Source organism: Streptomyces sp. NPDC089424 (genome assembly GCF_044749345.1).
GTDB lineage: Bacteria > Actinomycetota > Actinomycetes > Streptomycetales > Streptomycetaceae > Streptomyces.
In genome coordinates this window covers 257,396-271,097 of the sequence record NZ_JBIVHU010000002.1, presented here as the reverse complement: position 1 = coordinate 271,097, position 13,702 = coordinate 257,396, and the positions used below count along the sequence as shown (strand labels likewise).

Genomic DNA, 13,702 nt, shown 5'->3' with positions numbered 1-13,702 from the left:
CACGGGTGAGGACCTCGCCGAGCGCACCAGGGCCGCCGGGCTCGCCAAGGTGGTCGTGCAGCGAGCTGCTCGGCGGAGGCTGTTCGTCCGTGGCGTGTGAACCGAGCAAGGCACTGCTGCGTCCCGTGGTGGCGCGCGCGGACGCATGGCGTGTACCGGGACTGAAGCGAGCAGCGGAGGGCCCCTGGATGTCCCCGCGGCTGCGCGATCGGGACAGGACGACCGCCTACTGGGGGGACGGCGACCTGGTGGACTGGTTGGAGTCCGTGGCAATGGACCTTCGTGCGGGGGGCACATGCGACTGGAAGGACGACATCGACGGCGGCCGGCAGCTGCTGCCGGGGCCGGCACCTGCGGCGTCGACGGGCGCTCACCGCCGATGAGGGTCGTCGTCGGGGAGCCAGGCAGCTTGGCCGTGGATGCCCAGGTCCTCGGAGTTACGGCACAGGGCTTCGACGACCGCGCGAACTTCGGCGCGGTCGTCGTCCCGGCGCCACACGAGAGACCAGGTCCAGTAGATCTCGGGACTGACGACCGTCCGTCGTATCAGGTCCTGTGGGAGGGGAGCAGTCTGGCTCTTCGGGTTGTTGATGACCGGGCGGCGGCTGTGACGTACGTGGTCGAAGAACGCCTGTCCGGTGAGGCTGCTGTGGGACACCTGGCTCAAACGGGCCCCGGTGGCACGAGACATCTGCTTCGCATAGGCGTTCCAGGACAGCCACGTGGTGTCGTCGTGGAGGAGAAGGACCGTGTCCTTTGCGGCCACGTCGCCCATGTCCTTCCGCGAGGAGACCGCATGGAGCCGGTCGACGCCGACGAGCGCAGCCCGCAGGCCTAGCTTCTCCAGGTCTGAGGACCCCACCCAGCACACGGCGAGGTCGAGACTGCCGTCGGCCACCCGGGCCGCCTGCACGTGTGACGGTGCGACCCACGGGTCGATGTGAACCTGGGCCGCGTTGGAGGTGCGGGGTCCGAGGTCCGGCGGCAGCCAGCTGACATAGGCGATTGTCAGCGATTGCGAACCCGAGAACCCCCGGGCTCGGTGTTGGAAGGCGTCGGCCTGGTCCAGGAGGGCCTGGGCGTCGGGAAGCAGGGCCGAGCCCTCGGTCGTGAGGGAGACGGAGCGACGGTCGCGGTGGAACAGCGGTACGCCCAGGTCTCGTTCGAGTGCCTTGATTTGCTGCGACAGGGAAGGGCCGGCGATCAGTAGGCGGGCGGCGGCACGGCCGAAGTTGAGTTCCTCGGCGACCGCGACGAAGTACCGCAATTGGCGCAGTTCCACGGTCGTCATATTACTCGGGGGTCAGGTCACGCCTTCGGCGAAAGGAGAGCCCAGGGGACGCGCAGGCCGGCGTGCGCCAGGCCGGCAGAGCCATCAAGGTGATCTCTCGGTATGGCAGCGCCCCGAGCGGACGTCCGGGGCTGGGATCCGTAGGCCAGCGCCGACTCCCGCGGCTCCGACCTGCTGAACCGGTGCACAGACCGCTCGTGCACCGCCGCGAGTTCACCCGCCCACAACCTGACATCAGCGAGGTCCCCGCCCATAACCAGGCCGACGCCCAATCTGGCCACCAGCCACGGCAGGAACCGGGTGCATGCCGCCGAGCCCTCTGCGGCGGGGTCTGTCGCGGGGTGACCGCACCGGTGTGGGATTCACGACTGCCACGCTGTTTGTTGTTAGGCGACCGGTCGTCTATGTTTAGGGGACCGGTCGCCTACCGGCACCGAGAAGGCCCCTTTCGATGGAGAATCTTCATGAGTACCCCTGTCAAGCTCGCTATCGTCTACTACTCCTCCACCGGGACGATCACGGAGATCGCCAGGGAGCTCCATGACGCCGGTGTGAAGGCCGGTGCCGATGTCCGGCTGCTGAAGGTTGCGGAGCTGGCTCCGCAGGCGGCCATCGACTCCAACCCGGCCTGGGCGGCGAACCATGCGGCCACCGCGGGTGTTCCCGAGGCCACGCCGGCGGACATCGAGTGGGCGGACGCCGTGATCTTCGGTACGCCGACCCGCTTCGGCAACGTCTCCTCCCAGCTGAAGCAGTTCGTGGACACCCTGGGCGGCCTGTGGGCCGAGGGCAAGCTCGCCGACAAGGTCTACAGCGGCTTCGTCTCCACGGCGACGGCGCACGCGGGTCATGAGTCGACGCTGCTCCCCCTGTACAACTCGGTCCACCACTTCGGCGGCATCGTGGTCAGCCCGGGCTTCACGGACCCGGCCAAGTTCACCGACGGCAACCCCTACGGCACCTCCCACGCCGACGGCCAGGGCACCAACCCCGTCAACGACACCACCCGCACCGCCGCCCGCATCCAAGCCGAACGCGTAGTCAAGATCGCCGACGCGTTCAAGGCGGCTGCCTGACCCAGCCCGAGCGGTGACGGCATGAGGCAGTCACCCTCCTCGGGATGGGACGAACGGGAGTTTGCTCGGGCCCACGGCGTGGGACGTGGGCCCGTGATGTCGGGCGTTGCCGGTCCGGGCGGCGTCAACAGGATGATGACCGCCGGGCTCGCGGCCTTGGTCTGCACCCCGGTTACCGACTGAGCCACTGAGAGAGGAAAGCTCATGAAGGAGTTCCTGGTCGAACTGACCACTACCGTTCCTGAGGGAACCGACCAGGCGGTGGTCGACGAACGTCGAGCCGCCGAAGCGATGCGGGCCAAGGAACTGACGGCTGAGGGGCACCTGTCCAGGCTGTGGCGCCCGGTCGGTGAGCTTCGCAGCATCGGTGTCTGGCTTGCCGATGACGAGGCGGAGCTGCGCTCGAAGGTGCTCGGCAGTCTTCCCCTGTGGCCGTGGATGACCGCCATGATTACGCCGCTGCAGTCCCACCCCAACGACCCGGGCCGGGTCGGGTGAGTCTTCCGGCAGGCCTCGCGCGGCAACGCCCACATGGATTGACGGCAGCACCCCCTCTTACGAAATTTGGTGTACATGATGGAAAGCACGTGGATGCAGCGAGACATTCTGTGTGGCGTCATCGACCGGTGGAAGGCCGCCGTCGATGCCCATGAGCCGCAGCAGGTGGCCTCATGTTTCACCGAGGACGCGATCTTCCAGGGCCTGCGCCCCTACAGCGTCGGCCGCTCAGGTGTGGCCGAGTACTACGACTCACAGCCGCTCGGGCTCAAGGCCGACTATGCCGTCCTCGAGACGCGCGAACTCGCCGACGGTGTCCTGCTCGGCTACCTCGGTGTCGACTTCACCTTCGTCGACCGCCCGACGATCTCCGTGAATCTCAGCGTCGTTCTCAAGCGCGTCGACAGCGAATGGCTAATCAGCCACTACCAGGTGTCCGAGCTCGCATGAGGGGCACCTCCCGAGGGGCGTCCTGGGCCCCCTGTCGGCAGACCACCGCGCCGCACCATTACCGACCGGCGGGCGGTCCGGCAGCCCCCGGGCGGATGGGGGGCGGCCCAGCCTCGGTATCACCGCCACAACGGTGAGGGGCGGCCCATGCGCGACGGAGGCAGCGCGCTCCGCTGCGTCCGGACGCGGTGCACTCCGGGATACCGCCCCCCTTGAGCAACGGCACATCGGTGCCCGCGAGCAGTTCGACAGCGAGCCCTGCGGCGGAGGACAGGGCTTGTTGGAGGCGCGCCTTCGCGTGCCGCCCGGCCGCCGTGAGCTGGGGCCCACCGGTGGAGCTGCGCTGTTGAGGACACTCAGCGCCTCGGTGTCGTACCTCTGCCCCTGACGCGGTGCGAAGACCAGCGCGTATATCGCCCCTCGCACGGACACAGCCATTTGGACATCGTCCTCGCAGAAGGGCTACATCCGGTCGATCAGTACTGATTCCCTGTATCAGGCATTGAGCCGGTCCGGCGAGGTCAACATCTCGAACCGTAACGAGCGCCGCGCGCAGGGTCGCCCGCGAAGTCGTGCGCGGGACCGCCGCAGACGAAGACATGGTCGAGATTCACATCACCGCTTTGTCAGGTGACTCCCCGGGGTGGCGAGGAAGGCCGGGCGCTAGAGCGAGTGCCGCTACGCCCAAGATCAGGTCGCGCGTTGACACCGGGCGTAGAGTCATGCAACTCTTCCGTCACCGCTTAAGCAGGTGACGATCTGGGCGGATCCGACCTGCCAACTCGTCTTCTGCCGGATGCATTTCCGGGATGCGAGAGGAGCGACGGCCCAAGCGGCACGGACCGCCCCCCCATGCGGCCCGTTCAGGGAGGGTGCTGTGGTGGCGGCGCTCCCGCTGTTCCGGGCGCCCACGGCCACCCGCGGCCATCTTCGGCGACACACGCCGGGGAGGCCGGCACCTTGAAGGAGCACACGACATGACGAACCAGCCGAAGCGGGCGACACGCGGAGCTCCGGTGGGCCGCCGGGCTTTCCTCGGGACGCTGGCCGCCGGTGCCACGGCGATCGCCGCCGCCCCCTACCTCCAGGGCGGCTGGGAAAGCGCGCTCGGCGCTGCCTCGCAGGTCGACGGGACGGGGCTGACCAGTCTGCTGCCCAACCCAGGAGGCTTCCGCTACTACAGCGTCGTCGGTTCGGTGCCGCGGAAGAACGAGTCGACCTACATGCTGCGCATCGGCGGTCTGGTCGAGAGGCCGAAGACCTACACGCTGCCCGAACTGCGAGCTCTGCCTCAGACCCGGGTGGTGCATGACGTCCTCTGTACGGACGGCTGGAGGGTGAACAACACCCCCTTCACCGGGGTGAAGCTCGCGAACCTCTTGGACGCCGCGGGGGTACGCGAGCCGGGCACGGCCATCCGTTTCACGTGCTTCGACGGTGCCTACACCGAGAGCCTCACCCTTGAGCAGGCGCGCCGCTCCGACGTCCTGGTCGCGCTCGACATGCAGGACAAACCCATCACCCATGAACACGGCGGGCCGGTACGCCTTTTCGTGGCACCCATGTACTTCTACAAGTCGGCCAAGTGGCTGTCCGGCATCGAGGTCACCGACAGGGTGATTCCCGGTTTCTGGGAGGAGCGCGGCTATGCGGTCGACGGCTGGCTCGACGACGCGGACCGGCGCAGCGATGCGGCCTGAGCCGGGCGACCGGATCCGCCGGTTCGGTCCCGTCCAGCGGGCGGTGCACCGGGCGACCGGCTGGCTGATGCTGGTGTGCCTGGTCACCGCCGCCTGTCTGTACTTTGATCCGCTGGCCCAACTCGTCGGCCGCCGTCATCTGGTCGCCGCCGTCCACGAATGGTCGGGGATCTGCCTGCCTGCTCCCTTCCTGCTCGGCCTGTTCTCCCGGAGTTTCCGCGCGGACCTGCAGCGGCTGAACCGGTTCGCGGTGTACGACCGGCAGTGGCTGAGGGCTGTCCGCGGGCGTCGCCATTCGCCGCAGGCGCGGCCCGCCGGCAAGTTCAACGCGGGTCAGAAGCTCTTCGCGGGTTGGATCGCGGGGGCTGTGCCGGTGATGATGTTCACCGGTCTGCTCATGTGGTTCCTGGGGCTGCTGCCCTTCATCTCCCGGACCAGCGCCATCTTCGTCCACGACGGCCTGGCCTGGCTGATCACCATCGTGATCATTGGGCACATCCGCATGGCGTATCGGGACCCCGAAGCACGGCTCGGCATGCGCACGGGATACGTCAGCACCGCCTGGGCCAGGCGCTACCACTCCCGATGGATGGGCCCCGAGCGGGAGGGCCCCGCGCTCGCCCGGGCGAGCGACAACGAAGGTGACGCACCGGAGGTCCGGTACTCCAGAGCGCGTTGACCGGATTGCCTCCCGCGCGACCGGGTGCCGAAGCGGCGATCTCTGTAAGGAGTCCTCGGGCAGGTGGCCCGAGTCGAGGACGGGTCGGCTCCGGCGTACGGGCTCGGCAGTGTGCGTGTGCCTTCGCCGCAGGAAGCGTTGCTGGACGGAGCGCGAGCCCGGGCCGGGTTCGACCCCGAGGTCGTCGGCCACGGTGGGCGGATGCGCTCGAACTGCTCCAGGGCCTCGACCCGACGACCGGTCGAGGCCAGGGCGGTGATGATGTGGGAGTGCAGCGCCTCGTCGAAAGGGTGCCCTTCGACCGCGCGCCGCAGGGCGGTCAGCACCTCTCCGTCGATGCTGAGGCCGCGGTCAGGGCGATATCGGCGCGCTCCTTGGCCGTCGCGACGAATTCGTGTCCATCCGAGGTGAACACCGGTCGCTGGGCCAAGAACATGCCGTCGGCCACCACGGGGCTGCGCCACAGGCGAAGGGCGTCGGTGAAAGTGAATGGCGGCTTGCACGGCGCCGCCATTCTTCACGGCCAGCTGCGCCCGGGCACGAAGATCGCGGAAGCGGATGAGGTCGGATGTCGAAGTGTCGAGGAGGAGTCGGTATCCGTCGGCGGACCGTGCCAGATGCTCAGCCATGCTGCGGCTGCGCAGCCCCGGTTCCAGCGGTCTGCGCAGAGCACCGATGTTTCGGTGGATGACGTTGACGGCGCTGACCGGTGGTTCGTCGTCCCACGGCACGTCCAGCGCATCGCGCAGAGAGACCCGACCGGGCGCCCGGAGCACCAGCGGCGAGAGCAGTGCCAACCGCTTCGGGGGACCCACGTCGAGCTCCGTGTCCCCGCGCACGGCACGCACGGTGCCGAGAACCGAGTAATGCACTTCGGGGGAGTAGTCGGTGCCCGCATCGGCGGGAGGGGCGGTCCGGATGCCTGCGGTACCGGTGCAGAGGCGCCTCAGGAGCCCAGATGTACCCAGGATCCGTGCGCCGGTGCGTGCAGAAGGGAGGACAGTCCCGCCTCCTTGAAGGCGAGTTCGAGCTCGGCCAGGCCTTCAGAGAAGTGGGTCCAGCCGTCGTAATGGGCGGGAATCACGATGTCGGCGCCCAGAATGGCCGCCGCCGACGCGGTCCGTCCGCTGTCCATGGACAGCGGACGCCCTTCGAACTTCGCCGGTACGCGGGCGGCACCGGCGTGCAGAAGCGCCACACTGACATCCGGGACGCGGCGGGACACTTCCGCCACCGCCCGGATGGACGCGTTGTCTCCGCTGACATAGAGGGTGGGGAGCCCTTCGCCGGACAGGACGAACCCGGTGACCTCGCAGTTGACGTTGCCGTCGGCGTCCCGTTCGCCGTCCTCCGGGCCGTGGACAGCCGGCACCGCGAGAACGGTGAGGTCGCCCTCGCCGTCCCGGCGCCGCACGGTGTGGGTCGTCCAGGGGGCCAGGCCCACGGCGGGGGCCCCGAGCCGGGCGGCGGCAAGAGGGCCGGTGAGGAGAAGGGGCGCGGACGTCGCGAACGCCCGCCCGCTCGCGTCCAGGTTGTCCGGGTGGAGGTCGTGGCTCACGAGCACCAGGTCCACGGGATCGACGGACTGCTCGTTGACGGCGGGTCCGATTGTCTTGGTGAGGTAGCCCTGCGGACCGGGCGGGTCGAAGGTTGGATCACTGACGATGCGCAGGCCTCCGATGTCGATGACGGTCGTCGGGCCTCCGAGCACCGTCACTGCGCATTTCTGCCGAGGCAGTCCTGTCGTTGCCATGCCCATCCTCGCCGGCTCTGGTGATCACTACTGTTCACGCCCACGCTAATCATTTCCGGTTGGCAAATGAAATGCCTCGGCATGCGCATGCATGCCGCTCATGCATAAATGGCGCCCACGGCGTGGTTGCGGCCGGTGGAGACACATGCATGCCGTACACGCCCGCCTGCGAGGTGTGTCCACACGAACCTCGTTTCAACTGCCGACCGCCGCCAGGGAAGCGTCGACGAACCGGCGGATGAGAATGCGGGGACCGTCCGGCAGATAGACCAGTCTCACGGGAACAGGCGGGGCGTTGGTGAGTGCGACGAATCGTAGAGAGGGGTGGGGGGAACGGTGCCTGGCGGTCTCTGGGACGATACCGATGCCGCGGTTCGCGGCGACCGTCTCCACCCACTCGTCGTAGTTCGACGTCTCCACGATGTCTGTCGGCCGTGATTCCTCGGGCCAGGACCACGGCCCGGTGGTGCCGCTGACGACGTTTACGATCAGGCGCCACTGCCGCACCTCGCCCCAGTCCAGGTGGCCGCGGCCGGCGAGCGGACTCTCTCGGGCGCAGACGGCGAAGCGTGCCTCGTCGTACAGCCAGACGGAATGCAGGAGTTCCGGATCGACCGCGTCCCCGCGGACCACCGCGATGTCGACGGTGCGCCGCTGCAGGGCTTCCAGTGGATCGTCGGTGCGGCTGAGTGTCACGGAGGCGCCGGTGGTCTGCTCGAAGTCCTTGATCGTCCGCTGCGCCCAGGGAGCCGGCAGCAGCCAGCTGAAGCCGAGTCGTAGCACAGCCCGTCGGCGTGCCGTGGTGAGTGCGTGGTCGAAGGAGGCGAGGACTCGTTCCGCCTGTTGCAAGAAATCCTTGCCGACATCCGTCGGTTCGACCCGGCGTGACGTGCGATCGAGGAGGCGGACACCCAGCGTCGCCTCCAGCTGAGCGACCGTGCGACTCAGGGCCGGCTGGGTGATCAACAGCTCTCGGGCGGCACGGGAGAAGGACCGGTGGCGTGCCACCGCGGCGAAGGCCCGGAGGTGGCGGATCTCGACCTCCACGCCTCAGTCCCTCGCGTATCGATGCCCGACGTGCATAGTCGCAGCCTAATAGGTATCGCCACGGTCCCGGCCGTGCGTGCCTGGCGTCATACGCTGTCGACGTGAGCGGGATCCGGCGTCCGTCACGCCGGTGAGGCGCTCCGCCCGCCATGAGAGCGGGATCAATACGCTGCCCTCCGTGCGCGCAGAGGAGTTACCAGGCATGAGCCGACTGCTGTCCGACCTTGGTGTAGAACTCCCGGTTCTCGCGGCACCCATGGCAGGCGGGGGGAGCACCACCGAGCTGGTCGTGGCGGCCGCGCGTGCGGGGAGCATGGGTTTCCTGGCGGCCGGGTACAAGTCCGCGGCACTCCTCGCCGAACAGATGCGGGCCGTCCGGGAGCAGGGCGCCCTTTTCGGCGTCAATGTGTTCGCACCCAACCCGGTCCCCGTCTCGGTCGACGCCTTCAGCCGCTATGCCCGTGCGGTGCAGGCCGAGGCGGACCGGTACGGGCTGAGCCTGTCCGACAGCGGGCCGAAGGAGGACGACGACGACTGGGCGGCGAAGATCGACGTGCTCGTCGGATCGCCGGTCCCGTGGGTGTCCTTCACGTTCGGCATCCCCGATTCCACGGTCGTGACGGCTCTGCGGCGAGCGGGCACCACGGTCCTGCAGAGCGTCACCACGGTCGACGAGGCCCGCCTGGCGGCGGAGGCCGGTATGGACGCGTTGGTCGTGCAGGGGCCAGCAGCGGGCGGTCACTCGGCCACCCTCACTCCCGACCGCCCGCTCGCCCCCGCCTCCCTGCCCGACCTGGTCGCACACATCCGCAGCGAGGTCACCCTCCCACTCGTCGCCGCCGGAGGCATCGGGACGCCCGCTGACGTGGCGGCCGCGCTCCGCGAGGGGGCGGAGGCCACCATGGTCGGCACACTTCTGCTGCGCACGGACGAAAGCGGCGCCTCCGTCCCCCACAAGCGGGCCTTGGCGGACCCGGCGTTCGACACCACCGTGCTGACCCGTGCCTTCACGGGACGGCCCGCTCGCGGGCTGCGCAACGCCTTCACCGACCGCTACGAATCCTCGGCCCCGGCCGGGTATCCGGCCGTGCACCACCTCACGGCCCCGCTGCGCAAGGCGGCCACTGCGGCGGGCGACCAGGGACTCATGCACCTGTGGGCGGGCACCGGGTACCGCCGGGCCGTGCATGAGCCGGCGGCCCGGACGCTGAGGCGACTCAGCGACGCCTGGTGAGGCGCGGGCGGTGGGGCGGCGGGGCCGGCCAGCGAGACGCGGGCACCGCGGTGCCGAGTTCTCGCCTGCGCGCGAAGCGCTGCAACGGACCCTGAGCAGCTGCTTGGCGAGGGCAGCACGGCGGAAATGTCGGCATCGGCGTGCGGACTGACCAGGGTTCCCGATGCGGTCCACAAGGGGAGCCCGGTGGGCAGCGGTTCGGAATCGATCACGTCGAGGGGCGTCTGGAGCCTGCACCTCCCGACCTCCGCGAACAGCGCCTTGGTGTTCATCATCGCCTCGCGCGCCACGTTCACGAGCAGAGCAGCGTCCTTCATCGCGCCGAGGAACGCGGCGTCGGCCAAGTGCCGCGTCCTCCCGGTGGGTGGCACCGTGAGGATCACGACGTCCGCCTCGGGCAACAATGTGCCCAGGGCGGACTGCGAGTGCACCTGTCCCGCCACTGGCCGACGGCCTCGTTGCGGACGAGTCCGGGACTCCGCGCCACGATCAGCCGATAGTCCACGACGGCGCTGAGTGCCGGCAGCACCCTGAGCCTCGATATGAGCGGAACCGGCCGAACGATCACCGCCGTGTCCGTGGTGAGCGGGGGAGCGGGGTCTCTGCTCCATAGGAGGTCCTGCACACACCTGCCCCGCCCGTGTGCGACTCACGCCGGACAGGTGTGCCCAGTGAGCACCGCGGGGCGGGTAGCGTGTGCGACGCCTCAGAGGTGGTCAACGTCGACGACCGCCTGCGCGAAGGCGGTGGGAGCCTCCTGCGGCAGGTTGTGACCGATACCGGTCAGCGTTCGGTGGGCGTACTTGCCCGTGAACTGGTCGCGATACGAGGCGCCGTCGCCGGGTGCGGTGAACGGGTCGCGCTCGGCGTCGAGGGTGATGGTAGGCACTTCGATGACGGGACGGGTGGCCAGTCTGCGCTCGTAGCGCTCGTAGCGCGCTTCGCCGTCGGCCAGACCGAGCCGCCAGCGGTAGTTGTGGATCACGATCGCGGCGTAGTCGGGATTCTCAAAGGCGGCAACGGTGCGCTCGAAGGTGGCGTCGTCGAAGTTCCAAGTGGGAGAGACGGTATCCCACACCAGGCGACACAGGTCGTGCCGACTCGTCCTGTTCTCCATCGCGAGGCGGCCCCGCTCGGTCGCGAAGTAGTACTGGTACCACCAGGCGTACTCCGCTTTGGGCGGGAGGGGCTGCTTCTGAGCCTCCACGTTGGTGATGATGTAGCCGCCCACCGACACGAGTCCCTTGACCCGCTGGGGCCACAGGGCCGCGATGATGTCGGCGGTGCGCGAACCCCAGTCGAAGCCGGCGAGCAGCGCCTGATCGATCTTCAGAGCGTCCATCAGGGCGATGACGTCGAGGGCGACGGCCGACTGTTGGGCATTGCGGAACGTCCGGGAGGACAGGAACCGGGTCGTGCCGTGACCACGCAGGAACGGCACGACGACCCGGTACCCCTGCGCCGCCAGCGCAGGGGCGACGTCGACGAAGCTGTGGATGTCGTAGGGCCAGCCGTGCAGGCATATGACGACGGGGCCGTGTGCCGGGCCCACCTCGGCGTAGCCGACATCCAGCACTCCGGCCCTGACCTGCTTGATCCGGTCGAAGGAGGTGTGCGTCCCCGGGGTTACCGGGGGCACCGTAGGCGCCGGTGCGTCGCCGCCCGCCCAAGGGCCGGTCGACGCCTTCGCGTTGGCCTGGAGGCCGGCGAGGGAGACCGCGGCCGCGCCGGTGGCGAGGCCCACAGCCTGGTTGAAAGTGCGCCTGTTGATCATGTGTGACAACTCCGTCGTCCAGTGTCCTGTTGAGGCGCAGGCGCTCCCGATGAAGCGTGCGGGAATCCCGGCGCTGCCCATGTTCCCGACTGTTCCACACCGCCGCGTCACCGGTCAAACTGGTGACGATGGCGTACGGTGGCCCAGCAGACATACGTATCTGCCGTTCCGGGCACGGAGCGGCGGAGGCGGCCGTGTTCCGTCACTGACACGCCAGGGTTGAGCCGGATGGTGCGGAAGCAGCGCTGGGACTCACGTCAGCATTTCGGCCTCGCCCGCACGTGAAGTGATCGCGCCCGAGCCGTTCGCCCGAGTCGATCGCCCGGGGCGGCAGCCCCTGAGTGGTGCCGGGCCGACGACGTCGCCGTGAAGGCGAGAAGTGATCAGCAATACGGAGCCGTCACCGCGCAGCAGATGACTTGCGTGCGGCCGGGCTGGGTACGGACCCGCTCGCAGCGAACGGGGTGCGACCGCCCGCATCTCTCCCGGAGCTCACCGACGAGCATGTCCCGGCCGGGTCGGTCATGTGCCGGTAGTGCGACCCCCGCTTGATCATGCGAGGCGCTGCTCACCGTGGGCGGTGCGTAGGACCTCCGTGCCGCACCGGTGGGAGAACCCCTGAAGCGCTGGGACGCCAGAGACCCCGTACCGCGCCTGCGCCATGTCCACACGCCGGGAACGGACCGTACGCGGTGTCCGGGGCGCATGGCACGTCCCAGAGGAGGGCAACCGGCCTCTGCGGACACGCATCCGCGCGGCGCCCCGCGGTCGCACGGCCAACCGCGGCACGGCCGGCACCTCTGGGGTGCGACATGCCCGCCCCGACGGTGACCTGCTTCGGACGTGCCTCGCTCAGGCGAGTTCAGCGACCTGGGAATCGTGGGCGCGCAGCAGGGCGAGGCAGTTGGGCCACAAGGAGCTCAGCTGCAACGTGTTGTTGTAGAGCTTGGCGAAGAGCACCTGTCCCTCGAGCTGTGCGACCACGGACCGAGCGGCCTCGCGCGGATCAGCCACCGTGATCTCACCCCTCCCCAGAGCCTCGGTGATGGTCGCCTCGACCATGTCCACTTGCGCTTCGAAGATCTGCTGGAGGCGTTCGCGTACGGCGTCCGTCTGATTACTCATCTCCAGGGAGAGATTCCCGAACATGCATCCGGAGACCACTCCGCAGCTGTCCTGCCCGGCCCGCTGGCGGCTTTCAGTGGCTTCGAAGAGCTGCCTCAACCGGTCCAAGGGCTGGGATTCGCCGCGCAGAATGCCCTCCCACTCCCGCTTCTCCGCGGCCCACTGCTCGTCGATGACGGCGAGGGCAAGGGCTTCCTTGGACTCGAAGAAGTAGTAGAAGCTGCCCTTGGGCACCTCGGCCGTCTTGCAGATCTCGCCCACGCCCAGCGCCGTATAGCCCCGCCGCTCGAGCAGTGACCGAGCAGCGGTGAGAATCCTGTTCCTGGCATCGCTCGTTCGCCCCATACGTGGAGTATACGACCGATCGGCTATCTGTCGGGTGCTACCACGACTGGGCCCTGCCCCTTTGCGACCCGACATTCGGTCCTCGTAGGCCGTCTTTCCGCCGTCGGCGCCCCTCCCTTGATCATTGCGCTGCCGCAGCCCGCTGCGGTACACCAGCGGCGCGATCATTTCGGAGCAGTCATTCCGAACCGCTCTAGATCAAGGTGTAGGGCTGCCGTGCCGTGCTTCCGGTCCCAGCCCTCCGCACCGGATCGCGCGGGTGGCGGCACTAGTTGTCGTCACGGTCTTGACTGGTGACGATCGCGCTGTGGTGATCGTGATTACGCCACGGACCCACGTCGTCAGGCATCGATCGGGCCTACACGCGCATCCGCTCGAAGACCTGCCCCGCGAAACCGGCGTCCGAATGCCGGTGCGATGAGCGAGGGTGACGTCGGTGCCTGCGTCCAGCTCGCGCGCCGGGCGAACCCCGGCACAGCCCCCGCCGACGATGACGACATGCCGGGTGTTTGTGGTCATGATCAGCGCGCTTCTTTCGGCTCAGGCTGCGGGTTGCGGTAAGTCGCTGCTGCGGCACGGCCGCGTTCACCGCTCGTTGCGCGTGCCAAGGCATCCCGGCGGATCAGACATGAGCCGGGCGGGTGCGAAATCTCTTCCGGCCTGGCGCACATGTGAAAACCTCGTGTGCGGGCCAGGGGTGTCAAGCCCGTGAGTGCCGGCCTGCTTCGGC

12 protein-coding genes and 1 pseudogene are annotated in these 13,702 nt (G+C 68.7%); 6 read left to right on the top strand and 7 right to left on the bottom strand.

Annotated features, from left to right (window positions below; translation table 11 throughout):
* Window positions 1-370: 370 nt before the first annotated feature.
* Entirely contained in the window at window positions 371-1,291 is a 921-nt protein-coding gene (locus ACIP2X_RS08830; protein WP_401669431.1) for a LysR family transcriptional regulator, read from the bottom strand.
* Window positions 1,292-1,755: 464 nt separating this feature from the next.
* Between ACIP2X_RS08830 and wrbA the strand changes: the two genes are divergently transcribed.
* From wrbA to ACIP2X_RS08805, 5 genes are all read left to right on the top strand, one after another.
* Window positions 1,756-2,367, top strand: coding sequence for an NAD(P)H:quinone oxidoreductase (wrbA, locus tag ACIP2X_RS08825; RefSeq protein ID WP_401669429.1), 612 nt, complete (start codon window positions 1,756-1,758; stop codon window positions 2,365-2,367).
* Between the two features lie 204 nt (window positions 2,368-2,571).
* Window positions 2,572-2,865, top strand: coding sequence for a muconolactone Delta-isomerase family protein (locus ACIP2X_RS08820; protein ID WP_401669427.1), 294 nt, complete (start codon window positions 2,572-2,574; stop codon window positions 2,863-2,865).
* A 93-nt stretch (window positions 2,866-2,958) separates the two neighbouring features.
* A complete protein-coding gene (locus ACIP2X_RS08815; RefSeq protein WP_401669425.1) occupies window positions 2,959-3,315 on the top strand; it encodes a hypothetical protein in 357 nt (118 codons plus the stop codon).
* 977 nt (window positions 3,316-4,292) lie between these two features.
* The gene (locus ACIP2X_RS08810; protein ID WP_401669423.1) at window positions 4,293-5,015 is read left to right on the top strand and encodes a molybdopterin-dependent oxidoreductase; all 723 of its coding nucleotides are present in this window, start codon (window positions 4,293-4,295) and stop codon (window positions 5,013-5,015) included.
* Window positions 4,963-5,694: a cytochrome b/b6 domain-containing protein gene (locus tag ACIP2X_RS08805; protein WP_401669421.1), complete on the top strand. Its 732-nt coding sequence runs from the start codon at window positions 4,963-4,965 to the stop codon at window positions 5,692-5,694. The genes ACIP2X_RS08810 and ACIP2X_RS08805 overlap by 53 nt, the downstream gene beginning before the upstream one ends.
* Here the strand turns inward: ACIP2X_RS08805 and ACIP2X_RS08800 are convergent.
* The 3 genes from ACIP2X_RS08800 to ACIP2X_RS08790 all read right to left on the bottom strand — a co-directional run bounded on the left by ACIP2X_RS08800 (window position 5,589) and on the right by ACIP2X_RS08790 (window position 8,455).
* The gene (locus ACIP2X_RS08800) at window positions 5,589-6,323 is read right to left on the bottom strand and encodes a BTAD domain-containing putative transcriptional regulator (RefSeq protein WP_401672249.1); all 735 of its coding nucleotides are present in this window, start codon (window positions 6,321-6,323) and stop codon (window positions 5,589-5,591) included. The genes ACIP2X_RS08805 and ACIP2X_RS08800 overlap by 106 nt on opposite strands.
* A gap of 317 nt (window positions 6,324-6,640) precedes the next feature.
* Window positions 6,641-7,447, bottom strand: a complete 807-nt coding sequence (locus ACIP2X_RS08795; RefSeq protein WP_401669419.1) for an MBL fold metallo-hydrolase — start codon at window positions 7,445-7,447, stop codon at window positions 6,641-6,643.
* Window positions 7,448-7,642: 195 nt separating this feature from the next.
* On the bottom strand, window positions 7,643-8,455 hold the full coding sequence (locus ACIP2X_RS08790) for a LysR family transcriptional regulator (protein ID WP_401672246.1): 813 nt from the start codon (window positions 8,453-8,455) through the stop codon (window positions 7,643-7,645).
* Between the two features lie 241 nt (window positions 8,456-8,696).
* Here ACIP2X_RS08790 and ACIP2X_RS08785 point away from each other — a divergent pair, with 241 nt between their 5' ends.
* Window positions 8,697-9,728, top strand: coding sequence for a nitronate monooxygenase (locus ACIP2X_RS08785; RefSeq protein WP_401669417.1), 1,032 nt, complete (start codon window positions 8,697-8,699; stop codon window positions 9,726-9,728).
* A 152-nt stretch (window positions 9,729-9,880) separates the two neighbouring features.
* Here the strand turns inward: ACIP2X_RS08785 and ACIP2X_RS08780 are convergent.
* From ACIP2X_RS08780 to ACIP2X_RS08770, 3 genes and pseudogenes are all read right to left on the bottom strand, one after another.
* Window positions 9,881-10,339, bottom strand: a pseudogene (locus ACIP2X_RS08780) (NAD(P)-dependent oxidoreductase); the annotation flags it as partial.
* Between the two features lie 95 nt (window positions 10,340-10,434).
* Window positions 10,435-11,502, bottom strand: a complete 1,068-nt coding sequence (locus ACIP2X_RS08775; protein ID WP_401669414.1) for an alpha/beta fold hydrolase — start codon at window positions 11,500-11,502, stop codon at window positions 10,435-10,437.
* An 852-nt stretch (window positions 11,503-12,354) separates the two neighbouring features.
* Window positions 12,355-12,972 (bottom strand): TetR/AcrR family transcriptional regulator, encoded by a 618-nt coding sequence (locus ACIP2X_RS08770; protein ID WP_401669412.1) that lies wholly within the window; start codon window positions 12,970-12,972, stop codon window positions 12,355-12,357.
* Window positions 12,973-13,702 lie beyond the last annotated feature (730 nt).

Excerpts from the sequence above, each read along its gene's own strand:
- ACIP2X_RS08830 (WP_401669431.1), bottom strand. The coding sequence starts at position 1,291 with ATGACGACCGTGGAACTGCGCCAATTGCGGTACTTCGTCGCGGTCGCC.
- wrbA (WP_401669429.1), top strand. The coding sequence starts at position 1,756 with ATGAGTACCCCTGTCAAGCTCGCTATCGTCTACTACTCCTCCACCGGG.
- ACIP2X_RS08820 (WP_401669427.1), top strand. The coding sequence starts at position 2,572 with ATGAAGGAGTTCCTGGTCGAACTGACCACTACCGTTCCTGAGGGAACC.
- ACIP2X_RS08815 (WP_401669425.1), top strand. The coding sequence starts at position 2,959 with ATGCAGCGAGACATTCTGTGTGGCGTCATCGACCGGTGGAAGGCCGCC.
- ACIP2X_RS08810 (WP_401669423.1), top strand. The coding sequence starts at position 4,293 with ATGACGAACCAGCCGAAGCGGGCGACACGCGGAGCTCCGGTGGGCCGC.
- ACIP2X_RS08805 (WP_401669421.1), top strand. The coding sequence starts at position 4,963 with ATGCGGTCGACGGCTGGCTCGACGACGCGGACCGGCGCAGCGATGCGG.
- ACIP2X_RS08800 (WP_401672249.1), bottom strand. The coding sequence starts at position 6,323 with ATGGCTGAGCATCTGGCACGGTCCGCCGACGGATACCGACTCCTCCTC.
- ACIP2X_RS08795 (WP_401669419.1), bottom strand. The coding sequence starts at position 7,447 with ATGGCAACGACAGGACTGCCTCGGCAGAAATGCGCAGTGACGGTGCTC.
- ACIP2X_RS08785 (WP_401669417.1), top strand. The coding sequence starts at position 8,697 with ATGAGCCGACTGCTGTCCGACCTTGGTGTAGAACTCCCGGTTCTCGCG.
- ACIP2X_RS08775 (WP_401669414.1), bottom strand. The coding sequence starts at position 11,502 with ATGATCAACAGGCGCACTTTCAACCAGGCTGTGGGCCTCGCCACCGGC.
- ACIP2X_RS08770 (WP_401669412.1), bottom strand. The coding sequence starts at position 12,972 with ATGGGGCGAACGAGCGATGCCAGGAACAGGATTCTCACCGCTGCTCGG.